The organism is Nostoc sp. UHCC 0302, assembly GCF_038096175.1.
Lineage (GTDB): Bacteria > Cyanobacteriota > Cyanobacteriia > Cyanobacteriales > Nostocaceae > UHCC-0302.
The window spans coordinates 4,952,663-4,975,026 of sequence record NZ_CP151099.1; the positions used below are offsets into that span (position 1 = coordinate 4,952,663).

At 41.8% G+C, this 22,364-nt stretch carries 22 protein-coding genes and 1 pseudogene; 8 read left to right on the forward strand and 15 right to left on the reverse strand.

What is annotated here, in order from left to right:
• Nucleotides 1-306 precede the first annotated feature (306 nt).
• The 3 genes from WKK05_RS21410 to WKK05_RS21420 all read left to right on the forward strand — a co-directional run bounded on the left by WKK05_RS21410 (nt 307) and on the right by WKK05_RS21420 (nt 1,523).
• Entirely contained in the window at nt 307-663 is a 357-nt protein-coding gene (locus WKK05_RS21410; RefSeq protein WP_341525102.1) for an iron-sulfur cluster assembly accessory protein, read from the forward strand.
• A 72-nt stretch (nt 664-735) separates the two neighbouring features.
• Nucleotides 736-1,158 (forward strand): tetratricopeptide repeat protein, encoded by a 423-nt coding sequence (locus tag WKK05_RS21415; RefSeq protein ID WP_341531149.1) that lies wholly within the window; start codon nt 736-738, stop codon nt 1,156-1,158.
• A 119-nt stretch (nt 1,159-1,277) separates the two neighbouring features.
• Entirely contained in the window at nt 1,278-1,523 is a 246-nt protein-coding gene (locus WKK05_RS21420) for a hypothetical protein (RefSeq protein ID WP_341525103.1), read from the forward strand.
• 238 nt (nt 1,524-1,761) lie between these two features.
• Here WKK05_RS21420 and WKK05_RS21425 read toward each other — a convergent pair whose 3' ends face one another.
• Complete coding sequence (locus WKK05_RS21425) at nt 1,762-2,682, reverse strand: TIGR01777 family oxidoreductase (protein WP_341525104.1); 921 nt, start codon at nt 2,680-2,682, stop codon at nt 1,762-1,764.
• A 210-nt stretch (nt 2,683-2,892) separates the two neighbouring features.
• Here WKK05_RS21425 and WKK05_RS21430 point away from each other — a divergent pair, with 210 nt between their 5' ends.
• Nucleotides 2,893-3,240: a hypothetical protein gene (locus WKK05_RS21430; RefSeq protein WP_341525105.1), complete on the forward strand. Its 348-nt coding sequence runs from the start codon at nt 2,893-2,895 to the stop codon at nt 3,238-3,240.
• A gap of 106 nt (nt 3,241-3,346) precedes the next feature.
• On the opposite strand, the gene WKK05_RS21435 is transcribed toward WKK05_RS21430, so the two are convergent.
• The 5 genes from WKK05_RS21435 to WKK05_RS21455 all read right to left on the reverse strand — a co-directional run bounded on the left by WKK05_RS21435 (nt 3,347) and on the right by WKK05_RS21455 (nt 9,723).
• Nucleotides 3,347-3,847 (reverse strand): FHA domain-containing protein, encoded by a 501-nt coding sequence (locus WKK05_RS21435; protein ID WP_341525106.1) that lies wholly within the window; start codon nt 3,845-3,847, stop codon nt 3,347-3,349.
• A gap of 229 nt (nt 3,848-4,076) precedes the next feature.
• Nucleotides 4,077-6,608, reverse strand: coding sequence for a heavy metal translocating P-type ATPase (locus WKK05_RS21440; RefSeq protein WP_341525107.1), 2,532 nt, complete (start codon nt 6,606-6,608; stop codon nt 4,077-4,079).
• Nucleotides 6,609-6,731: 123 nt separating this feature from the next.
• Nucleotides 6,732-6,923 (reverse strand): hypothetical protein, encoded by a 192-nt coding sequence (locus WKK05_RS21445; protein ID WP_341525108.1) that lies wholly within the window; start codon nt 6,921-6,923, stop codon nt 6,732-6,734.
• A 150-nt stretch (nt 6,924-7,073) separates the two neighbouring features.
• Nucleotides 7,074-7,349 (reverse strand): NINE protein, encoded by a 276-nt coding sequence (locus WKK05_RS21450; RefSeq protein ID WP_341525109.1) that lies wholly within the window; start codon nt 7,347-7,349, stop codon nt 7,074-7,076.
• A gap of 793 nt (nt 7,350-8,142) precedes the next feature.
• Entirely contained in the window at nt 8,143-9,723 is a 1,581-nt protein-coding gene (locus WKK05_RS21455) for a lysostaphin resistance A-like protein (RefSeq protein ID WP_341525110.1), read from the reverse strand.
• A 138-nt stretch (nt 9,724-9,861) separates the two neighbouring features.
• Here WKK05_RS21455 and WKK05_RS21460 point away from each other — a divergent pair, with 138 nt between their 5' ends.
• On the forward strand, nt 9,862-10,560 hold the full coding sequence (locus tag WKK05_RS21460; protein ID WP_341525111.1) for a Uma2 family endonuclease: 699 nt from the start codon (nt 9,862-9,864) through the stop codon (nt 10,558-10,560).
• A 303-nt stretch (nt 10,561-10,863) separates the two neighbouring features.
• Here WKK05_RS21460 and WKK05_RS21465 read toward each other — a convergent pair.
• The 6 genes and pseudogenes from WKK05_RS21465 to sufB all read right to left on the reverse strand — a co-directional run.
• Nucleotides 10,864-10,956 (reverse strand): annotated as a pseudogene (locus WKK05_RS21465) (Uma2 family endonuclease); the annotation flags it as partial.
• A gap of 141 nt (nt 10,957-11,097) precedes the next feature.
• Complete coding sequence (locus WKK05_RS21470; RefSeq protein WP_341525112.1) at nt 11,098-11,697, reverse strand: hypothetical protein; 600 nt, start codon at nt 11,695-11,697, stop codon at nt 11,098-11,100.
• Between the two features lie 93 nt (nt 11,698-11,790).
• The gene (locus tag WKK05_RS21475) at nt 11,791-13,053 is read right to left on the reverse strand and encodes a cysteine desulfurase (RefSeq protein WP_341525113.1); all 1,263 of its coding nucleotides are present in this window, start codon (nt 13,051-13,053) and stop codon (nt 11,791-11,793) included.
• A 31-nt stretch (nt 13,054-13,084) separates the two neighbouring features.
• Nucleotides 13,085-14,464, reverse strand: coding sequence for a Fe-S cluster assembly protein SufD (gene sufD, locus WKK05_RS21480; RefSeq protein WP_341525114.1), 1,380 nt, complete (start codon nt 14,462-14,464; stop codon nt 13,085-13,087).
• Nucleotides 14,464-15,252: a Fe-S cluster assembly ATPase SufC gene (gene sufC / locus WKK05_RS21485; RefSeq protein WP_341525115.1), complete on the reverse strand. Its 789-nt coding sequence runs from the start codon at nt 15,250-15,252 to the stop codon at nt 14,464-14,466. Before sufC ends, sufD begins: the two co-directional genes overlap by 1 nt.
• 94 nt (nt 15,253-15,346) lie before the next feature.
• Complete coding sequence (gene sufB / locus WKK05_RS21490) at nt 15,347-16,786, reverse strand: Fe-S cluster assembly protein SufB (protein ID WP_341525117.1); 1,440 nt, start codon at nt 16,784-16,786, stop codon at nt 15,347-15,349.
• Nucleotides 16,787-17,030: 244 nt separating this feature from the next.
• Between sufB and sufR the strand changes: the two genes are divergently transcribed.
• Both sufR and WKK05_RS21500 read left to right on the forward strand, forming a co-directional pair.
• A complete protein-coding gene (gene sufR / locus WKK05_RS21495; protein ID WP_341525118.1) occupies nt 17,031-17,789 on the forward strand; it encodes an iron-sulfur cluster biosynthesis transcriptional regulator SufR in 759 nt (252 codons plus the stop codon).
• Nucleotides 17,790-18,032: 243 nt separating this feature from the next.
• Nucleotides 18,033-18,293 carry a hypothetical protein gene (locus tag WKK05_RS21500; RefSeq protein WP_341525119.1) on the forward strand — a complete coding sequence of 87 codons (261 nt, stop codon included), beginning with the start codon at nt 18,033-18,035 and terminating at the stop codon, nt 18,291-18,293.
• A gap of 124 nt (nt 18,294-18,417) precedes the next feature.
• Here WKK05_RS21500 and WKK05_RS21505 read toward each other — a convergent pair whose 3' ends face one another.
• Nucleotides 18,418-19,053, reverse strand: coding sequence for a hypothetical protein (locus WKK05_RS21505; protein WP_341525120.1), 636 nt, complete (start codon nt 19,051-19,053; stop codon nt 18,418-18,420).
• A gap of 337 nt (nt 19,054-19,390) precedes the next feature.
• Nucleotides 19,391-19,717, reverse strand: coding sequence for a YbjQ family protein (locus WKK05_RS21510; protein WP_341525121.1), 327 nt, complete (start codon nt 19,715-19,717; stop codon nt 19,391-19,393).
• 899 nt (nt 19,718-20,616) lie between these two features.
• On the opposite strand from WKK05_RS21510, the gene WKK05_RS21515 reads away from it, so the two are divergent.
• Nucleotides 20,617-21,297 carry a tetratricopeptide repeat protein gene (locus tag WKK05_RS21515; RefSeq protein WP_341525122.1) on the forward strand — a complete coding sequence of 227 codons (681 nt, stop codon included), beginning with the start codon at nt 20,617-20,619 and terminating at the stop codon, nt 21,295-21,297.
• Nucleotides 21,298-21,299: 2 nt separating this feature from the next.
• Here WKK05_RS21515 and WKK05_RS21520 read toward each other — a convergent pair whose 3' ends face one another.
• Nucleotides 21,300-22,202, reverse strand: coding sequence for an ABC transporter ATP-binding protein (locus WKK05_RS21520; RefSeq protein ID WP_341525123.1), 903 nt, complete (start codon nt 22,200-22,202; stop codon nt 21,300-21,302).
• Between the last annotated feature and the right edge of the window lie 162 nt (nt 22,203-22,364).

The window sequence follows — 22,364 nt, forward strand, 5'->3', positions numbered from 1 at the left end:
GCAATTTGAAAGTAAACTTTTGGGAATGACTCGCCGCGGATGAAAGTTCCTGGCTGCACCTGAAGAATGGTTGCAACTCAGGTTGCCACAAGGTTGAAAATTCAAAAATATCGAATCTTTAAACACACCGAATCTCTCAATTCTAGAATAAAAATCTTTGGCTGCTTTTAACGGAGTGTTTACAATTTGGCATCCAGCGACGTCAATCCCGCTAGAATGGATACAAAAACACTTCAAGGCAACCAAAGGGCAATAAAAAGCTCTAACAAAGTAATAGTTACATCACTTAAGGAGTTGAAAAAGCAGATGACACAAGCAACTCAGCCTCAACAACGCGGAATTCTGTTGAGCGAATCAGCATTGCGCCAAGTAAAATTACTCCAGGACAAGCAAGGCAAAGACTTATGCTTACGGGTAGGAGTCCGTCAAGGTGGCTGCTCTGGGATGTCTTACATGATGGACTTCGAGGACGTCAGCAAGATCACCCCTCAGGATGAAGTTTTTGACTATGAAGGCTTCAAAATTGTTAGCGATCGCAAGAGTTTATTATATCTCTATGGCTTGATGCTTGATTATAGTGACGCTATGATTGGTGGCGGCTTTCAATTCACTAATCCCAACGCCGCCCAAACTTGCGGTTGCGGTAAGTCATTTGGGGTGTAATATTGTCCTTTGTCATTGGACAAATGACAAAGGACAAATGACTATTAACTAATGACTATTGACAAATTTACTATGACTCAAACAGTTGAATCCCTGTTTGATACAGGTTTAGAACGCTATAAAGCTGGAGAAGCAGCGGATTCTTTAATCCCTGTGTTTAAAGAAGTGTGCGATCGCGCTCCCAAAACTAGTGCGGCTTGGATTTGTTTAGCGTGGTTGTATTTGCTTGACAATAAACCTAGCTTGGCGTATAAAGCTGCACAAAAAGCAGTAAAGTTAAATCCACAAGATCCACAAGCAAGGATTAATCTAGCTCTAGCAATGCTGGAAACCAAACAAAAAGGGTTACGCGAACATATTGATTTTGCACAACAGTTAATTTTTGTCAATCCAGAATGGCGAGATGAAATCAAAAACAGTATAGAAGATGGTTTAAGCAGAAAACCAGACTGGCAGAGTTTGGCAAAAGTCAAAAACTGGCTGTTTGAAGAATAATTTAAGGGACTGGGGATTGGTGATTAGGGACTGGGGATTAGGGATTGGGTACTGATTATTCCCCTTGTTCCCTTGTCCTCCTAGTCTCCAGTCCCCAGTCCCCTTTATGTAAGTCGCAAATGAAAGATAAATTGTTAAGCTGGCTAAACGTGGTTTTAGTAGCAGATGTTTTTTTGGTTTTGTTTGGCTTTGGCTGGTTAGCGATTGCTGCGATCGGTGATGCTGCTGGAGTAAACTTAGGATTGGATTTGTGGCACCAACTTTGGCAACCTGTTTTTAACCCAGCTATTGGCATTCTCATGGGAGGTGCTATTCTCAGCGGTATTATCAGTTGGGTTTCACGAAAATTCTTCTCTAGTCAATAACCAATCATGTATTTTTCTTAGTGTCTTTGTAGTTCAAAATTCAGACTGAACCACAAAGACGAGGCAGTGCGTTGGGCGGCTCCGCCGACTTGTTCGCGTAGCGTCTCCCCTTCTCCCAAAGGGAGAGGCTAGCGCCAAGGGAGAAGCAACTGCCGTACTAAGCCACCAAGGCAAAAAGCTCAAAATTGGGTAAGATTTTCTGGAATGTCGACTCAGCTTGAAAGGCTAACCTTAGACTCTATTTAAGAATTTGTGCCAGTGCCGATTGCAAATTAGGATATTGGTACTTAAAGCCTGCGTCTACAGTGCGTTTGGGTAAGACTTGTTGTCCTTCTAAAACTACCATTGCGCCGTCTCCTAAGAGAGCCTCGATCGCAAAGGCAGGAACGGGTAGCCAGGAAGGACGATGGATCACTTGCCCTAAAGTTTGGCTCAAATCTGTCATCCGAACAGGATTAGGAGCAGTAGCATTATATACGCCTTCTATTTCCGATTGGGTTAAAGCTTGCACAATCAGATTAACTACATCGTCTAAATGAATCCATGAGAACCATTGGCGACCACTACCAATTGGGCCACCAGCAAAAAGTTTGAAAGGAGTAATCATTTTACCCAAAGCACCACCATTCCCAAGGACAATACCGAAACGCAAAATTACCAGCCGCACACCAGCATCTTTTACTTTTTGCGCTTCTGCTTCCCAAGCTTGGCAGACTTGGGCGAGAAAATCGTTACCAGCAGGGCTAGTTTCATCAAAGGTTGCGGTTTCACTAGTACCGTAATAGCCAATAGCCGAAGTGTTGACTAACACCTTTGGTTTGGGGTTGGCGTTAGCTATTGCTTCCACTATTTTTTGTGTACCTAGTTTACGACTATTGAGGATTGCCTCTTTACGTTCCGGTGTCCATCGTCCTTCCCCGATGGGTTCTCCTGCTAGATTAACTACACCATCACAACCAGCTAACGCACTTTGCCAAGAACCAGATTGAGTGGGTGTATAGGAAATAATTTCTAGATTTGGGAAAGCCTCAGATGGAAGAACTTTTTGGGCAAAGGTAGTATTCCGAGTTAACACTAATATGCTATGACCTTCTGTGTGGAGTCGTTGTACCAAACGACTACCCACGAATCCTGTTGCTCCAGTAATTGCTATTTTCATTTTCTATCTCTGCCAAACCCCTGAACTGTTCAAATATTATTCTCAGCTTATCTTCAAGTATTGAGGATAAATTCGGTGGCGATCGCCATGATTATTCTTGTTTAGTGGTAGATATCCAATGTGCCAGTTTAAAGGCCGGAATCTATGATTTATCGTTTCGATGCTTCGGTATTATAGGATGGACGGAGTGTTGCAAGGCGTGGGGCTATTATGGCTCGCTATACTGGTTCATTTACTGTTTCTGTTTCTATTGACCATCTCCAGCCGTTACTTGTGGAACTTCTACAGGACTGTGAGTTAGATGTTCAATACTACTCGGCAGATTATATTATGGCTCGTGAGATTCCCGGTAATGTTATTTTTTCTAAGCTAGTTACGGTAGAAGTAATGATTGATAAAGCAACAGCTACCGAAACAGAAACGCGGTTGAGTATGGTGATTAAAAATGATGAACTACCACTCCAACTGGATAATCACTGCCGACAAATGTTTGAATTCGTTAAGCAGGAGATTGAACGCAGCCGCCATTGGCATTTGATTGAAAGTCTTGCAGGATAATAACTATTAGTACTTATAGTAAAAGCCTCTGCTGCGGCTAGCTTTGTTAGAAGCTAGCTTTAGCAATTCGCCTAGACTCCATATCATAACTTGGTTCAAGATGTTGTTAGTCCTCTATATCCTCGGTCATGCCGGGGTTTATTAGCGTAATGTCATACTCACTTGCATCTGTTTGCCCCGAACGTTGAGTATTTTTTAATAGGTAATAAATAGCACGTACTTGAGGGCCAAAAACGATTTCATCTTCATTTTTCAAATCGTGAGTTGGCATCTTGCGTCCATTAATCATCAAACCATTGGAACTAGGCTTTCCTTTGGCGTCGCCATCCACAATCCGATAATAATAGCTATGACTATTATGTTCTCGTGGCAATCTCACTAATGTGGCATGGCGACGAGAGACAAACTGCGATATTAAACGAATATTGCAATCGCGGTCTCTACCAATAGAATAAACTGCGTGTTCCAAAGAAAATTCTTTACGACCTTGATCATCTTCAATAATCAGTAGATGATTTTCATTGGTTTCTGCTGCCATTGACAAATCGTTGCTAAAATCTTTTGAACTGTGATTAATCAAGATTTGTTGAGTATCGTTTCCTGCCATTCTCACGCACTATTAAGTCTGAGGTACTGAAATCTAAATAAGCATTGAATTGGTATATTACCCTAACAAAAGAGTAGAACATAAATGTTCTACTCCAGTAGCTATCATAGCTCGCAGAGGAGTCTCAACAGAGTCAGTAAGATGCATATTACTCAGTATGCACTCAGTTTAACCTTATAAGGGAATAACCAAGATTTCTGCCGAGAAATCTTATCTCCAAGGAGCTATTCTATAGACGATGAGACCACCACCGTAATAAAACTGAGTTGGTGACAACACTAACAGAGCTAAAAGCCATTAATGCAGCGGCCCCAGATGGCGTCATGACAAAACCCAAACTGGGTAACAAAACCCCTGCTGCTAGAGGAATACCTATTGTATTATATGCAAAAGCCCAGAATAAATTCTGGCGGATTTTATTGAAAGTGGCACGACTGAGCTGAATTGATTCAACTACATCGGTTAAGCGATCGCGCATCAAGATAATTTCAGCAGTTTCCATTGCCACATCTGTCCCGGAGTGCAACGCAATTCCTACGTCTGCTTGAGATAGGGCTGGAGCATCATTAATTCCATCTCCTACCATTGCGACAACAGATTGGGGACTGGGTACTGGGTACTGGGGACTGGTTATTCTCCTTGTTCCCAGTCCCTCTTTTTGTAGAGATTCGATGGCAGCTGCTTTTTTTGCTGGGGGAACACCTGCAATGACATCGGTGCTATCTAGTCCCAGTTGTTTAGCGATCGCACTAGCTGCTTCTATTCTATCGCCACTGAGTAGCATTACCCGTAAACCCATTTGGCGTAACTTGTCTATGGTCGCTTGGGCATCTGGTCTGAGGGTATCACTAACAGCAATTAGCCCAGATAAAGTTCCTGCAACTGCTACGTAAACGACTGTTTTCCCATCTGCTGCTAACCTGTCTGCTACTTTTTGTGCAGTTTCGCTAATAGCAATTCCGTGCCAACTCAACCAGTCCCAATTTCCTAAAAGCACGCTTTTACTTTCTACGACAGCAGACACACCCAATCCTGCTTCTGTGTGGAAGTCTACAGCTTCTGGAATTGATAACTGTTGCTGCTGTGCTTCTTTCTGAATCGCTTTTGCCAGGGGATGGTAAGTGCCGATTTCGACTGCTGCTGCTAGTTGTATTAAGGATTGGGGACTTGTGTTGAGCGTAGTCGAAGCATTAGGGACTGGGGAACTCGGGGCCCCCTCTGAGGATAAGGGGTAATGGGAATTCTGAGTTTCCAATTCCCCAACTAGTAAACAATCAGTAACAGTGGGATTACCTGTGGTTAATGTGCCGGTTTTATCAAATACTACGGTGTCAAGTTGGTGTACTCTTTCTAAAACGTCGCCACCTTTGATTAACAGACCTCGTTCTGCTCCTATACCAGTCCCTACGAGAATAGCAGTTGGCGTGGCAAGTCCCAAAGCACAGGGACAAGCGACTACCATAACTGCGATCGCTAACTTTAAACTTACTAAAAGTGGGGAGTAGTGAGTTAGAGGTTGCGAGTGGTGGGCGTTATGTGCAGAGTGGCTGATCATTTCCATTCCACCAGACATGGTGACATTTGGCCAGATGTGAGTGCCAAAAAAGTACCAAAAGACAAATGTCAGAATTGCAGCCGTTAACACGCCGTAGGTAAAGTAACCAGCTACTGTATCGGCTAATTTCTGTACTGGAGCTTTTCGGGTTTGGGCAGTTTCAACTAGAGCAACAATTTGGGCTAGAGTTGTATCACTTCCAGTACGCGTTGTCTGAATAGCGATCGCACCTGACTGATTTATCGTTCCTGCTGTTACCGTATCTCCAGGTTGCTTGATTGCTGGTACTGCTTCCCCAGTCAGCATTGACTCATCGATTGTTGTTTGACCAGCCACTACCTTACCATCAACAGGGATTTTATCTCCTGGCAACACCTGTAAGAATTCACCAACACGCACCTGTTCTGCTGGAATCTCGACACTAGTAGACCCCGCGCCTACGTTCTCTGGGTTGGCAATCAATCGGGCTATCTGTGGCTGGAGTGCAAGCAGTTGTCTAAATGCCTTGGCTGCACGTCCTCTGGCTTGTTGCTCTAATGTCCTTCCCAGTAAAATAAAACCCAGCATCATCACTGGTTCGTCAAAAAAGCACTCCCAACCCATTTGAGGAAACAGCAGCGCTATCAAACTAGCAGTATAAGCTGTGAGTGTTCCTAATCCCACTAAGGTGTTCATGTTGGGAGCATTTCGCCGCCAGCCCAGCCAGCCATCTACTATAATTGGGCGACCTGGAATTAGTAGCGCCACTGTTGCTAGTCCGCAGTGGAACCAGATATTTTTTAACGCTTGCAGCACTGGGCTACCATCGCTACCAAAATGTCCAGTGGCTGACAATATTAGCAACACACCAGCGATCGCTAAATTTCCTAATGAAGAGCGCATTTCTCGGCGTTGTCGTTCTGCTGGGTCTTGTAAAGCAGATGTCTCGCCTGCTATACCGCTAGCTGTGCGGGGTTGAGATGGGAACCCAACAGATGTTAATCGCTTTGCCAGTGCATCAGGATCTACCGCACCAACTTCCGTTTCTACGACTGCTACCTCTGTTGCCAAGTTCACACAGGTGCTTTTGACTCCTGGGTATTGGCTTAGCTGTCGCTCTACTGCGTTCACGCACGCAGCACACTTCATGCCCCCAACATCCAGAATAATTTTCTCTAGAGTTGGGGACAGTTCTGGGGTAAGCTGAGTTTTGGGGACAAGTTGCATGGCAATTGTTTTAGATTCACTACGAAAATTCAACGCCTGCTTAAAGCGTCTCTAATTCGAGCGTAGGCTAAATCTGGAACTACGACTGAACGTCAACTATATTAATTTTATTAATTTATCGTACTAAGTTGAGTTTTGGCGATCGCTCCAGCGCTGATAAGTCACATAGATAACCGCTCCAAGCTGGATTGGCATAGTAAAGATCAGGCTTTTCAAGAAATAGTTAATTTCTAAATGAGACATCGCACTAAAATAACCTAAGCCCAGTAAGAGCAACATCGCCCAGGTAACCTGTTTAGGTTTAAGGGAAAGCATATTATTAAAATAATTCGTAATTCGTAATTAAGAAGCGTCAGATTTAACTTGGTTTGGGGGTTAAAATTTTTTACCGGATTTGAGAGAATTGGTGCAAGAGTTATTTCTTCCCCCTGCTCCTCATCTCCGTCATCTCCTTGCCTTCTTCCACTAGAACCAGCCTTGCTTCTTGACGAAGTAGGTATCAACGAATTCTTCATGATCTTTATTCAAGTAGATCATGCCTTCAATCAAACCTACAAGTTGCATAATTATCAGGGCAAAGCCATAGGTGAAAGAACCTCCAACTACAGAAATTAACAACATAATTAAGCCTTCTGTAGTGTATCCGAGAATAAATTTGTGAACTCCGAAACCACCCAAAATAATGCCACAGTACCCAGCTAGAAGTTGTTTAGTAGGGTGACTAGGGTTGAGATTTGCCATATGAGTGCTGCTCCTGGGATAACTAAGGTATAGAATTAAAGTTTTTAATGTAATAAAAGTAATTAAATATATTTACTTTCTGAGATATATTTTTACTTTGTTTCAGGCGAAGCATATTCGACAATAAACGTCTTCAACCAGTGTGCGTCTCTGTCAGAGTTAACACTGGAAGGATGCTACAGAATAGAGTATCCAAGATAACTTGAAAATCTCTCACTTCCCTAATGAGATTGTTAGGTTTGTTAGGAATTTAAGCGCAAACCTTGCTTAAGCAGTTTTACAGATTTTCAGGTAAGACTTTCTTCTTGAAAAGAATTAACTGCAATAATTGGTAAAAGCTGCTATGGTCTGCCACTGTTTACAAGTTCATCAGTATTACTTCCGGAATTTTTATCAGAATTGTAGCAACCTTGAGGTTAAGTTGTCTGCGTAATACAAACATCAGATAGGCAAGAGGCATCTTCCATATCTTTAAGTAACCCATACTGAGTTATCATCTGCACTTTTGTAAGTGCAAACATAGTTTGTAACCCGAATGCTTCAAGACGCAATCGGATTGGGAAGACAATTAATATCCCCAAAATGGCTAAATTAAAGAAAGATGAGACTAAATGCTTAATTAGATAGTTTTTATCTATTTAACAGCACTGTTTGAGTTGCTTTCGCCACTAGCATATTTAGCGCCAGTACAGCATTCATTTATGCTGATTATTAAATAATCATCAGTAAATTGTCTCTACATATGGAGATAGAATCAAATATTTTTATTATTAGCAACCGTACCGATTGAGTATTATCCGTTACTTTTGCCTAAAAGGAAAAGACTCAGTAGCGTACCACTATTCCAGAGACTATGGAGGAGCATAGGAGCCAAGAGGTTGCGCGATCGCGTGTAAACTACGCCTAAGACAATACCCAGGGCTGTCAGTGGCAGAATTTCCGACAGACTCAGGTGAGCGATCGCAAATAACAAACTACTTACCAAAATTGCTCCCCACACAGGTAGGTAACGAGTTATAGAGGGTAATAAAAAGCCGCGAAACAGAAGTTCTTCAAACAATGGGGCTGCGATCGCCGCTGTAGAGAAAAATATCCCAAGTGCTACACTATCTTGGCTTTCCAGTGCCAGTTGTAATAGTGGATTACTACCACCTTGTCCTTGCCATAGTTGTTGATTAATCAACGACACGATCACAACTATCGGTAATGCCGCACAATAGCCACCGAATCCCCACAAAAACCACTTATCTTGAAAACGGAAGCGAAACCAGAATTCTGGTAGTGGGAAAAAGCGCTTAATAGAGTAATACAGAACCAACAGCGCACCTGAAGCCACTAGGAGGTAACTGATTAATACATAAACAGCCTGAATTCGCACATTACCAGCAGGACGCGGGATGGGGATCACCGATAATAGCAAGGGTACAAAAAGTTGCCCCATCAAGAAAAAGCCCAGGACAAAAACCTGTAAAATCGTTTCCACGTCCCAAGGTGTTGACCAAGGCACATCAGCATTTTGAGCTAATAAAGCGGCTTTTCCCTTTACCATAAACTGACCAACCAAAAAAATTAGCAGCATCAGCCCAATGAAAGCTGTCAACGTCGGGATAGTGCCAATAATTGCTAATTTCCACAAAGCTTGGGTTGCAGCTTCTTGTGCTGTGGCTTTAACTTCTAATAGAGCTTCTTGACGTTGCTGGAGTTGGTATAGTTGAACCAATGCAGTAGAGCGAAACCAACCTTCTAAATTTTTTTGAATCAGTTGCTGAGCATTGGGTAGAAGACGAGCCGGATTACTCCACAGTCCACGCAATGCAGCAGCAGTTTCCCCAAATTCGGGATTGATATCTGAACGTTGCTGCAAGTCCGTCCAAGTCTTGAAAGCTGTATCTGTCTGTCCTTGCTGTGCTTGTAAAATTCCCAGTCGTAAATCTAACTCACCCAGCAATTTTTGCAGTTGTTGAAGTGACTGCTGAATCTTTTTTTGCTGTACTTCGCGGGAGGTATTAGTAGCGGGAGGGGCTTCTGGTAAAGGTTTAGGAGATATAGGAATTGTCTGGGGTTGAGAACGCAGTGTTGCTAGTTGGTTTTTGGCTTTGTCCAAATTAGTTTGAACCGATTTCCGCGCTTCCTGATACTGCTTTGTAGCATTTTCCAGCGGTTTATCGCCCAGTATTGCTTCTTGAATTCCTTGCAAATTTTTGTCGTTGCTATCTTCAGGTTGCCATGCTTGCGCTTGCAGCCCAATATTTGTTTGGTAGAGTTCCAGGCGACTTTGGAACTGAGGTTCTTGCCAACTGCTGAACAAAGACCAACCGGAAGAACCGATCGCTACCAGTGTCATTAAAATTAAAAGCAACCGTTTGATTGTCATCTATCCCCCTTTAACTAAGCATTGGGAAGCGCGTCCCCCTTGGGAATTATCGCAAGAAAAAGTCAGAGGTGGATAGATATCATTAATATTATGAGTCTGCGTTAGCTTCTAGCGGGCGCTTCGCGCCATCACCCCACTATGTTAAATTACAACCCATTGCCCTGCTTACCCTCCGCTGAGGACTTGCCCGACTCTGACGATGAACCTGTAGATAACCAACTACAACATTTGATTCCTGGCTTGCTAGAAGCCATCCTAGCTTGGTTATGGGTAAGCCGCATGGATTGGTTTTTTGGGGTTGATATGGGGATATATTACGATCCCGAATTACCGCCGATTGTACCCGATGGGTTTTTAAGTTTGGGAGTCGAGCGAGTTTTTGATGAGAACTTGCGCTTAAGTTATGTGCTGTGGGAAGAAAAAGTGATGCCGATTATGGCATTAGAAGTTGTTTCTCACAGACGGCGTGGGGAATACACTAGCAAAAAGAAACTTTATGCTGAGATGGAGATTTTGTATTATGTTGTCTACAATCCCCAACGCCGTAGAAAACCACCTTTAGAAGTTTATCGGTTTATAAATGGTGAATATGTATTGCAGCCAGGAAATATAATTTGGTTACCAGAGATAGGTTTAGCAATTGGTTATGAACGGGGAACCTATCAGGGAATTACGCGGGATTGGTTGTATTGGTATGACGAGCAAGGGATGAGATATTTAACGCCGGAGGAACGGGCTAGCGCTGCCGAACAACGCGCTGCAACTGCTGAACAACGCGCTCAAAGGCTGGCGGAAGAATTGCGAAGGTTAGGGATAGATCCAGATTCTTTGAGTTGATTTTGTGGGGAGCGATTATCTGTGAATTAGCATTTAAGGAGTTTAGTATGCGGTCACTGTCTGACTACTCTTCCCAGGTAACTGTAATGCTAAGAGGAATACAATACTTCTGTATTAATTGTAGATTTTTTAATTGCAAATATTGCGTAGTTCTACTTTTATTACTGAATTTACCAAACAGATGTAATCGCTTTGAATGCTGAGGGTAGTCTTGACCACGAATCATCAATTGACCTACTCCGTGAATCCAATTTTTAACACTCTTGACTTCTATAATCTCCTTTTCAGTTAGAACATCAATTGCTCCTGTGTTTGTTGTAGTAAGGCTTCAAAGGTTTCCCAGCTAATGTTATGTAGCACTGTTCTTTGTTCAGCAGGCGTTGACTTGACAAGCATATTATAATAATTCGTAATGACGTTCGCAGACTCACTACCGCTACGCTAACGTAATTAAGTTTTGTAAGGGAGATTTATATCCCGCCACAAAATTCGCCGCTTTAGCTTTCTATCTTCAATTTTTAGATTTAGTTAAAGTACTTATTCTGTCAGGATACTAGATAAAATTCCTAAAATTTTACCTATGTCATTAATATAATATTCACTTAAGTCAATTTCAACTACTTGCCCAATAAGCTTGAGAAACTTCCAGTTAGTGCCAGTGGTAACAGTGCCATAAATTGTCTGAATGTTATTTTCTTCACGTTCATTAAACAATTTAGCTCCTAGCATTTCTGCTACACACTGACCTAATCCAGCATTAATATTTTCTTTTTTAGCTTCTACAATCGTAATTACAGGTGCATTAACAATTAGTAATTCTGGGGAAAGGCTAATAATAAAATCGCAATTTCCATTTAATCCTTGTGCAGGATCAACTGTAAAATCAATACCTGAAAATAAGCTTATTTGATTGTTTAAATATTTTCTAACAGCTATTAAAATAGGTGCAATAATCATTTCTGATCGGGATTTTTCTGTATTACTCGCTAGAGCTAAAGGGACATTCTCTTTTAATATTTCTGCTAGTAATGTTGGACATTCTATTTCTGGGAAAGATGCAAATATATCAACTTTGTCAGAAATGGTTAAGCCAAAGGTTTTTCTAACTTTATCTAAAGTGAAGTCGCTATAAGACACTTTAGTGCCTCCTGCAAATAATCTGTATATATAAATTGTGCCAGTTACAAGTAATAGGAACTGGCACAATCAGTATCTAAACATTGTCTATATTTAACCTGCGAAACCAGCAAAAAAGTCAAGTGTGTCCTTCAACGCTTTGATGAAAACATCAATTTCTTCACGAGTATTGTAGAAAGATAAACTTGCTCGTGCGGTGGCAGCAAGCCCTAAATAGCGATGTAATGGTTGAGTACAGTGATGTCCTGAACGAATTGCAACGCCTTCTTGATCTAATAATGTAGATAAGTCGTTAGCATGGACATCTGCGGCTGTGAATGTAGCTAATGCAGCTCTCCCTTCTCCTTTAGCGTTTGGTTTGGGGCCGTAAATCCGAATTTGGGGAATTTGCTCTAATTGTTGGAACAAATAAGCGGTTAATTCTGCTTCGTAGGCGTGGATTTTATCCATACCTATGTTAGTCAGATAATCTACCGCTGCACCAAGAGCGATCGCTTCCCCAATTGCAGGTGTACCAGCTTCAAACTTATGCGGTAATTCTGCATAGGTAGAATGGTCTAAAAACACCTCTGCAATCATTTCTCCACCACCAAAAAATGGTGGCATCGATTCCAACAATTCCAACTTGCCATAGAGAAATCCTATGCCAGTTGGAGCGCACATTTTATGCCCAGAAGCTACCAACCAATCACAATCTATTTCTTGGACATCAACAGGAAAATGGGGAACACTTTGACAAGCATCAACTAAGAATTTCGCACCGTATCTGTGAGCGATCGCACCAATTTCTTGCACTGGGTTAATACAACCCAAAGCATTAGAAATATGAACTACTGAAACCAGTTTTGTTTTGTCAGAAATCAGGTTTTTAAACTGTTCTAAATCAAAAGTTTCTTCTGGTGTTAGTTCAACAAATTTCAACACTGCACCAGTTTTTTGGGCTACAAATTGCCACGGCACAATATTACTGTGGTGTTCCATCACCGACAGAATAATTTCATCTCCCGGCTGCAAATTGTTCATTCCCCAACTGTAAGCGACTAAGTTAATCGCCTCACTTGCGTTGCGGGTGTAAATAATTTCCTGACGTGATGCAGCATTAATAAATTTGGCTACTTTATCTCTAGCACCTTCATAAGCATCGGTAGCTTTAGCGCTGAGACTATGAGCGCCTCGATGCACATTAGCGTTGTACTGTTCGTAGTAATTCCGCAGAGCGTTTAATACGAGTAAAGGTTTTTGTGATGTCGCCGCGTTATCAAGGTAAACTAAGGGCTTACCGTTGACTTCCTGATGCAATATCGGAAAGTCAGCGCGAACTTCATCAGCAAGGGTTCTTGTACGGGTAAAAGTCATTGGTAATTAGTAATAAGTCAAGAGTCAAAAGTCAAGAGTCAAGAGTCAAAGACTTGAGACTATTGACTGTGGTTAGTAATATCTCTCTGAGAGATGATACTGGTATTTCGTTGATAATTTCAGCAGCAAAGGCATTAATCAACAACTTACGAGCATCGTTTTCATCAATACCCCGACTTTGCAGATAGAAGATTTCATCATCCTCCAACTGGCTGACGGTTGCACCGTGAGCGCATTTCACATTATCGGCAGTAATTTCTAATTGGGGTTTGGTGTCAACTCTGGCTTTAGATGATAGTAGCAAATTGCGATTTAACTGCCTTGCATCTGTCAACTGCGCTGGTTTGGGAACAAATACTTTACCATTAAAGACTGCATGAGCGCGATCGCCGACAATACATTTATGCAATTGCTTACTTGTACCATGCGGATGATTCAGGGCGATCGCGCTATGAGTATCTGCTACCTGCTTACCCGAAATCATCGTCAACCCATTGAGAGTAGTTTGGGTTTGCTCACCAGTTTGCAAAATCTCTAAATTATGCCGCGATAACTTACCGCCTAAAGTAATCGCATGACAGGTATATCGGCTATCACGAGCCTGAGCCACAGCAGTTTTTCCAATATGAAAAGCCGCTGCACCTTCCCGCTCAACCCTAGTATGACTTACTTGGGCATTATCACCAATCCAAATTTCCGTAACCGCATTAGTGAGGTAAACCCTCTCTGCCTCTGCGCTCTTTGCGCCTCTGCGGTTAGTATACTCTTCAATCAAACTTACTTGCGAACCACCTTCCGCCACTACCAAACAACGCGGCTGCGAAATCGTCGGCGTCTCGCCAACCGAAATAAACAGCAGATGAATTGGCGTCTCAACAACAATATTCTTCGTCACCCATACTACTGCTGCATCAGTTATCCCAGCCGTATTGAGAGCCGTAAACACTTCTTGCGCTCCCTCAGATTGAGCTAAATACTGTTGTACTTGCTCCTGCTCATCTACAGACAAAGCTGTTAAATTACTTACCGCAATTCCAGGTGACAAATCTGCAAATGCGGATAACTCTGGTGCATAAACGCCATTAACAAACACCAAACGACTATTAGCCGCTTCTGGTAGAGTTAGCGAAGAAATATCAACTGGTATTAATTGCGTCTCTACATTTAATTGCAGCTGTCGCAGAGATGACAAATCAGTAAATCGCCATTCTTCCTCGCGGGTAGTCGGGATAGTTGAGTGACGTACCCAATTAGCAGCACCTTGGCGTAATTCCTGCAACCAACCCTCTGTTTTGGTTGCGCTTACCTGATTTAACAATCCAGTCAGATAATCATCTCTATCTAAAAGAGAAGATGTCAAACTCACTGCATCCGAGTTAGGAATGGGACTAGGAGATATTTGAATAGACATTACACACCCACCTCAGCCGCAAATTCTGCCAGTACCCAGTCATAACCACGAGACTCCAACTCTAGCGCCAGTTCCTTACCGCCACTATTGATAATCTGCCCGTTTGCCATCACATGAACGAAGTCTGGCACAATATAATCGAGTAATCGCTGGTAGTGGGTAATCAAGATTGTGGCATTTTCAGGACTTGCCAGTTGATTTACTCCATTAGCCACAATTCTGAGAGCGTCAATATCCAAACCAGAATCTGTCTCATCCAAAATTGCTAACTTCGGTTCTAGCAGCGCCATTTGCAGAATTTCATTCCGCTTCTTTTCACCACCAGAAAACCCTTCATTCAAACTCCGACTGAGAAAAGCAGGATTCATCTTTACCACTTCCAGCTTTTCTTCAATCAAATCGTCAAAATCAAAGGCGTCTATTTCTTCTAAACCTTGTGCCTTCAGCCGGGAATTATACGCCACCCGCAAGAAATCTAAATTGCTGACACCGGGAATTTCTAAGGGATACTGAAAAGCCAAAAATACACCACTTCTTGCCCGTTCTTCTGGTTCTAATTCCAGCAGATTTTGCCCTTGGAAAATTACCTCGCCGCCAGTCACCTCATACGCTGGATGTCCAGCCAGCACCTTGGAGAAAGTACTCTTACCAGAACCATTCGGCCCCATAATTGCATGGATTTCTCCAGAGCGTACTTCCAAATTCACACCCTTGAGAATCGGCGTCCCATCAACAGTAGCCGTCAAATTTCTTACTGACAGCACAACTTCACTATTTTCAATAATCATATTCTCTCTCCCATCTCTTCATTGTTTGTGTCTTGATGCTTTTGTGGTTAACTTCACCATCAAGACAAAAAGACACAAAGGTAAACCATCAACATTACCCAACGCTGCCTTCTAACTTCAGGCTCAACAACTTATCAGCTTCTACAGCAAACTCCATCGGTAGCTGATTGAAAACATCTTTACAGAAGCCACTAATCATCATTGAAATAGCATCTTCTGACGAAATGCCCCGTTGAGCAAAGTAGAATAGTTGATCTTCTCCAATCTTAGAAGTGGAAGCTTCATGCTCCACCTTGGCAGTACTGTTCTGCACTTGGATATAGGGGAAAGTATTCGCGTGGGCATTATCCCCAATCAGCATTGAGTCACACTGCGAATAGTTTCTTGCGCCTTTAGCAGTCGGGTTGATTTTCACCAAACCCCGGTAGCTGTTGCTGGATTTACCTGCGGAGATTCCTTTAGAAATAATCGTACTGCGAGTATTCTTACCAACGTGAATCATCTTCGAGCCAGTATCGGCTTGCTGCATATGATTTGTCAGCGCCACCGAGTAGAATTCACCCACAGAGTTATCACCTACCAATACGCAGCTGGGATACTTCCAAGTAATTGCTGAACCTGTTTCTACTTGAGTCCAGGAAATCTTGGAATTTACGCCTTGGCACAAACCGCGCTTGGTGACGAAGTTGTAAATACCGCCTTTACCGTTAGCATCTCCAGCGTACCAGTTCTGCACGGTGGAGTATTTAATTTCGGCATTGTCGAGGGCAACAAGTTCCACGACAGCGGCGTGGAGTTGGTTGCTATCGTACATTGGTGCGGTGCAACCTTCTAGATAAGAAACATAGCTACCTTCTTCGGCGACAATCAAAGTCCGCTCGAATTGTCCCGTATCGCCAGAGTTGATGCGGAAGTAAGTAGATAGTTCCATCGGGCATTTGACGCCTTTGGGAATGTAGACGAAGGAACCATCACTGAAGACGGCGGCGTTCAAAGCAGCAAAGTAGTTGTCAGCTATAGGAACGACGCTACCCAGGTATTTTTTTACCAGTTCTGGGTGTTCTTGTAATGCTTCCGAAATTGAGCAGAAGATAACGCCATCTTTAGCTAACTTTTCCTTAAAGGTAGTAGCGACAGAGACGCTATCGAAAATCGCATCTACAGCGACGTTTGCCAAACGCTTTTGTTCAGAGAGGGAAATGCCTAGCTTTTCAAAGGTTTCTAGGAGGGTAGGATCAACTTCGTCTAAGCTGTTTAGTTTCTCTTTCTTGCGTTTTGGCGCAGAGTAATAAATGATATCCTGATAATTTATTGGTGGATACTTGACACTAGGCCAAGTCGGTTCTGTCATTTTTTGCCACTGGCGATACGCTTTGAGGCGAAACTCCAGCATGAATTCCGGCTCGTTCTTCTTGGAGGAGATCAAGCGGATAACGTCCTCGTTTAGTCCACGCTCAATAGTGTCGGACTCAATGTCAGTGACAAAGCCGTACTTGTAGGGTTGGTTGACTAAGGTTTTGACAGTGGCACTCATCGGTAATAATCTCTTGTGTTCGGTTAAATCTCTCTAGGATGGGAGACGGGCTTTTATCTTTAGCCGATTCCCATCTCATATTACGGAGTGGTTACACGGCTGTTAGAATGTATGTGGAGAGTAAAACAACATCTTCGTTGTTTAATATATCTTCATTTTACGCTAAATTAACAACAACAATGTTGTCAAAGTCAAATTTTCAAAGAAATTTTTGGGACGTTCGCGAAGCGTCTTTGTAGAGAAGATGGCGACTACTCACCAGTCCTCAACCAAGCAAGATATTCTAGAGTATCTCCTGAAACACTCACAAGCAACGGCTTTTGAGCTAGCCGCAGTTTTAGATGTCAGTCCCCAAGCAATTCGTCGTCATCTCAAGGATTTGGAGGCGGAGGAGCTAGTTTTGTACTCATCAACAGCACCAACCGAGAAAATTCAAAGTGCTGCTTCTGGGCGATCTGAAGTTCGAGGGATGGGGAGGCCGCAGCACCTTTATCAACTGAGCCGTCAGGGACGCGATCGCCTGCAACGGACAGTCAGCGAACGCTTCGGTGATCGACACAGTGACTTTGCTGTTTCGCTGTTGGATACCTTAGCAGAAACAGTAGGGCATGATCAATTTAAATCGATTTTACGAAAACAGTGGGAGAGGAAAGCAGAAGAATATCGCGATCGCCTCGGTAACGGTTCGCTGCAAGAACGTGTCGCTAACTTAGTCGAACTCAGAAAAGCTGAAGGATTTATGGCAGAGTATCACGCTGTAGACTCGAATGACTCTTCAAATGGTGATTCTGTGAATACTGTGGGCGATCGCTATATCTTCATAGAGCATAACTGCGCCATTTCCAATGTTGCCGAGTCTTTTCCTAGCATCTGCGGTCATGAATTAGAAATGTTTGCCGCTGTTCTACCAGATTGTACGGTAGAGCGTACCCACTGGATTATTAATGGCGAACATCGTTGTGGCTATTTGGTTCAAGCTCGAAAGCAAAATTGCAACAAATAAATAAATTTGTACTCACATTCAGTCTAGGCTAGGGGTAATAGCTAAGCCGTAATGGGTTTTACCAATCAGCTATAACTGAAAGTAATCAAAGTTAAATTATTTAAAGCAATTACATTAAGCTTTTTGTAATATGTCTTAATTACGAATTACGAACTTGTACTGAGCGTAGCCGTAAAGCCTGCGGCATAGCTGCGCTTAGGGCGGAGCCTCTCGTAGAGAAGTATTACGAATTACGAATTATTTATGGATTTTCCATCACAGCAACCTTCAACACAATTTTTAAGCCTAGAAGAGTCAGCAAAAGTAGATGCAGCTTTGTTGTCTTCCTCAGAAAAGTTTTTGACAAGATTGACAATTTCATCACTTAAGCTTTTGAAGCATATTGCCCAAGATTATGATATTGCCATTGAAGATTTGACAACACAGCAAGTAATTGCCTGGTTTGAAAAAGACGGTAAAATTAGACGTGAGCAAGGAATTGAAGCTTCATATCTGAAGTGGTGAAGCTGTAATAAACACTAGCGTAATTAATTTGACAATGTGAACATTAACATTAATTAATAAACAAAAAGCACCTAAAAAGGTGCTTTTAAAATTAATGACATTCGATTTGTTAGATCACAATTTTTTAAGTATTGTAGTTGTTAGCTCTAGGACTGCGAGTTCCAGCTACAGCTCCAATCATTGAGGCTACCAAAGCTAGTAAGGAACCGAACACAAACCACCACAATCCTGAACGTACATTTGCTGCAATTTCGCGGGTTTGCTGAGCGCTTACATTAGCTTGCGGTATGCTTGCTGCACCACCTTGCTGCTGTACTTGATTTATAACTTCCCCTGCGTTGGAAGCAGCAACACCAAAAGCACCAGATACTCCACTTGCGAATAGCCACGAACTAACTGCTAAAGTCGTAGCCCAAAGAATTGCGCCGTTCAGAAGCGCTGTATTGCGATTCATTGGGCCACAAGCACGGGCTGTAATCCAACCACCAGTAAATAAAGAAATCAACAAGGCGATGGTTGACCAAAGCCCCGCATTACCAGCAGCATTAGGAGCAATTGTTCTGGGTCTACCCGAACCTTCAACTGCGCCTGCTGCGATCGCACCGATTATAGCGCTCAAGATTAATTGAGTTGCTAAGGCGATCAACAAACCAGAAATTATTGGCCCCCAGCGTACACGATCATGATAATCAGCTACTCTACCGGCTACCACAGGCTCATTACTAATAACATCATTGCCTGTTCTATTTACGTATGACATAGCTTATCTTCTCCGTTGCTGTTTCAGCAAAATTTATTCTTCAGGTATATTCATGCTTATGTTTAAATTTAAATGGGGAACCATAAATTTTAATATCCATCAATAGAGTGAGTTACTAACTCTATCTTTAGTAATAACAAAGGAGTTTAACAAATTTAAATATAATTTAGCTTATCTTTATATTTTATATATTTTATTCAGAGAATTTTTTACATTTGAATTTAAGCATTAAATACCGTAAAAAACTGGTTTTAATTCTTGTATTAATTAGTAGATAATGCGGAAAGGTAGTATTAGTCAAAGACTATAAAAAAGTAGTTATTAAACGAGAAAAAAACTAACGCATTCTTACAGCAGTGCCTGTAGCAGTAATCAACAATAAAACTCCTGACTGGTCAATATTGATTGTGCCAGTATCAATTTCAATACCGATTACAGCATTAGCTCCTAAACGTTGTGCGCGTTGTTCTAATTCTTCTAGCGCCTTCCGTTGACCCTGCTCAAATAAACGCTCATAGCTACCGGTGCGTCCACCAATAATATCTCGAATGCTAGCCAAAAAATCTCGCAAAAAATTGCTACCGTATACTACTTCTGCTGTCACAATACCTAAATATGAATCAATTACGGCTCCTTGAATCACATCAGTGGTAGTTAAAATCATAAATAAATTAGGCTCCTAGTGTATAATACCAATTCGTAATTACGACATACCTCACAAGGTGTTTCCTATCGTTACTATACTCCTGAAACAATATATAGATACTTAAAAAATTTGGTATAAAATTAAGTTGCTAGTTATTCCTAAGCTGTTAATAAAATACCCTGATGACTCAGGCAAGCTAATTGCTAACCTGTCAGCAGTTATCCTGTATACGGACTTAGTTAGATAATCAAAATTTACTTGCTCCTAAGCCCTAGCTTAAGGAAGTTTATGCTCAGACTTACCTGTGTGTAAGTTAGCAAAGCTCAATCAATCCTCGCTTGGGAGGTTTGACTTTTAGAGCCTGTTATTGGTTCTGTAAATACTATCTAACATGATTTTAGATTGATAGTACAAATAGATTCTAACTTTTATCGTTGTCCTGAGCAGAGACTATGATTTCAAGGAACATTTTTCTTTTTGAGTTTATCTTATCGTGTAATACCAAAATAAGCTTGAAGCATAAATATTGAAAAAGGTGGTAGAAATTAAAATACAAAGTTAGCTAATTATCTAGTTAAATAATAAACAGGTATGGATGTTGTGGCTTTCAATGATCGGCATTTTGCTTATTTAACATTAAGTAGATACTTATCGGCTTTGCCAAGTTCACAAGTATAACTACTTACTAAATCAGGTGTCTTTTTGGCTAAACCTGATTTACATTGTAGAATATACTTGATTATTTATACTTAAGACTTTATATTTCAGTAAAAACTCTGAACTATAGTGCTGTGGAGGAAGGTTAAAAAAGAAATGAATAATTAACATTTACAAATGCGAAGAAATACAGTTTTCAAAAAACAATATTTTTGTTTTAATGTACAAGAAAAATTAATCAAAAGTTCAGGAAAATTACTGTGTACAAAACGAAATCATTAGTATTAAGCGTTCTTTTATTAGGATGTTTTGGCGTCACCATACCTCCAACCGCTCAGGCCCAGGTGTTGTTGGTGCAAGCTAGAAACCCAGAGTTAAAGCAACTGCTAGAGGAAGGAAAAAGATTAGTAGATACTGGCGATTACAGTGGTGCGATCGCAGTTTATCAACAAGCAGCCACCATAGCTCCTAAAAATGCCAAAATTTATTCTGGTATTGGCTATTTATACGCTCAACAAGGAAACTATCAGGCGGCGCTAGGCGCTTATCGTCGTGCTATTGCCATCAATCCTAACAACAGTGATTTTTACTACGCGGTAGGTTATATCAAAGCGAATTTGGGCGACACTGCTGGCGCGAAAGAAGGTTACCGTCGTGCAATACAATTAAACCGTAACAACGTCAATGCCTATTTAGGGTTAGGTGTAACGCAATCCCGTTTGGGAGACTATAATGCAGCTTCCTGGGCATACGAACAGGCAATGAACCTAGATAAGAACAATGCTCAGACTTACGAATTAATGGGAACGATGTATAAACAGCGACGACAAACCAAACAAGCCAGTAGCTTGCTGCAAAAAGCTCGTGATTTATACAAACGACGCAATGACCCAGATGGTGTAGAAAGGGTAGAAACCATGCTGCGACAGTTAGGCAGATGATATTAATCTAACTGGCGTCCCGTTAATTCCACAAAAATATCTTCCAGGTTAGAGGGACGCACCATCATTCCGGTTTTATCGGGCTGTTCATTCAAGTAAATGTTTGCTTCTTCTAGAGAAGGGAAAAATAGATATTCCCAGTGACGTGCGCCATCACTCCCCGTTTCAGTAACACCTAATTGCTTCGTCACTAAACCTTCACCGTGAGCAGAGCGCAACTGTTTGAGAGTTCCCAAAGAAATCAGTTTGCCGTTATCCATAATCCCAATGCGTCCTGGTTTAGCTGAGCCAAAGGCATCGCACAAAAATTCGACTTCATCCATGTAATGAGTCGTCAGTAGCATCGTCATCCCCTGTTTATTTAAATCTCGAATAATTTCCCAAAGGCGTCGCCTGGTTTGGGGGTCTAGTCCTACAGTTGGTTCATCTAAAAATAGAATTTGCGGTTGATGTAGTAAAGCTCTCGCTATCTGTAAACGTCGTTTCATCCCACCAGACAGAGTTTTTACCAAATCATTGCATCTCTCTGCTAGCTCAACATACTCTAGCCATTGATTAATTAGTCGCTGTCGCTGCGGGTTGGCTATATGATGTAGTCTCCCATGCAACTCCATATTTTCCCATACAGTTAAATCAGCATCTACACTGGTTTGCTGCAAAACTACGCCAATACTCTGTTTTGCCAATATTGGTTGGCTAACTACATCATATCCGGCTACTTCTATCTTTCCTTGAGATGGTTTGGTTAGCGTAGTCAGCATCCGAATTGTGGTTGATTTACCTGCACCGTTGGGGCCAAGTAAAGCAAATATCTCCCCCGCTTCAATTGTGAATGAAAGGTCATTTACAACAGGGACGTTGTTATAAAACTTGTGGACATTTTCTAGTAAGACAGCAGCAGTCATTGATCGCTTAGCTTAAACAAATTGATTACTCATAGCAAGATTTATTGTGTCATACCATTTCACGGTATCAACCTTAAAGTGAAACGGTATCAGAAGCGTTCACGAAGTGACTCTGAAAGAGTATCGCCTTCTTGCTAGATGGTGACCAAGTAAGTATAGTAC

Coding starts and splice junctions, on each gene's coding strand:
- WKK05_RS21430 (WP_341525105.1), top strand. CDS start 2,893: ATGGCTCGCTATACTGGTTCATTTACTGTTTCTGTTTCTATTGACCAT.
- WKK05_RS21500 (WP_341525119.1), top strand. CDS start 18,033: ATGGATTTTCCATCACAGCAACCTTCAACACAATTTTTAAGCCTAGAA.
- WKK05_RS21410 (WP_341525102.1), top strand. CDS start 307: ATGACACAAGCAACTCAGCCTCAACAACGCGGAATTCTGTTGAGCGAA.
- WKK05_RS21520 (WP_341525123.1), bottom strand. CDS start 22,202: ATGACTGCTGCTGTCTTACTAGAAAATGTCCACAAGTTTTATAACAAC.
- WKK05_RS21455 (WP_341525110.1), bottom strand. CDS start 9,723: ATGACAATCAAACGGTTGCTTTTAATTTTAATGACACTGGTAGCGATC.
- WKK05_RS21425 (WP_341525104.1), bottom strand. CDS start 2,682: ATGAAAATAGCAATTACTGGAGCAACAGGATTCGTGGGTAGTCGTTTG.
- sufD (WP_341525114.1), bottom strand. CDS start 14,464: ATGTCTATTCAAATATCTCCTAGTCCCATTCCTAACTCGGATGCAGTG.
- WKK05_RS21415 (WP_341531149.1), top strand. CDS start 736: ATGACTCAAACAGTTGAATCCCTGTTTGATACAGGTTTAGAACGCTAT.
- sufB (WP_341525117.1), bottom strand. CDS start 16,786: ATGAGTGCCACTGTCAAAACCTTAGTCAACCAACCCTACAAGTACGGC.
- WKK05_RS21420 (WP_341525103.1), top strand. CDS start 1,278: ATGAAAGATAAATTGTTAAGCTGGCTAAACGTGGTTTTAGTAGCAGAT.
- WKK05_RS21460 (WP_341525111.1), top strand. CDS start 9,862: ATGTTAAATTACAACCCATTGCCCTGCTTACCCTCCGCTGAGGACTTG.
- WKK05_RS21450 (WP_341525109.1), bottom strand. CDS start 7,349: ATGGCAAATCTCAACCCTAGTCACCCTACTAAACAACTTCTAGCTGGG.
- sufC (WP_341525115.1), bottom strand. CDS start 15,252: ATGATTATTGAAAATAGTGAAGTTGTGCTGTCAGTAAGAAATTTGACG.
- WKK05_RS21505 (WP_341525120.1), bottom strand. CDS start 19,053: ATGTCATACGTAAATAGAACAGGCAATGATGTTATTAGTAATGAGCCT.
- WKK05_RS21435 (WP_341525106.1), bottom strand. CDS start 3,847: ATGGCAGGAAACGATACTCAACAAATCTTGATTAATCACAGTTCAAAA.
- WKK05_RS21475 (WP_341525113.1), bottom strand. CDS start 13,053: ATGACTTTTACCCGTACAAGAACCCTTGCTGATGAAGTTCGCGCTGAC.
- WKK05_RS21510 (WP_341525121.1), bottom strand. CDS start 19,717: ATGATTTTAACTACCACTGATGTGATTCAAGGAGCCGTAATTGATTCA.
- WKK05_RS21440 (WP_341525107.1), bottom strand. CDS start 6,608: ATGCAACTTGTCCCCAAAACTCAGCTTACCCCAGAACTGTCCCCAACT.
- WKK05_RS21445 (WP_341525108.1), bottom strand. CDS start 6,923: ATGCTTTCCCTTAAACCTAAACAGGTTACCTGGGCGATGTTGCTCTTA.
- sufR (WP_341525118.1), top strand. CDS start 17,031: ATGGCGACTACTCACCAGTCCTCAACCAAGCAAGATATTCTAGAGTAT.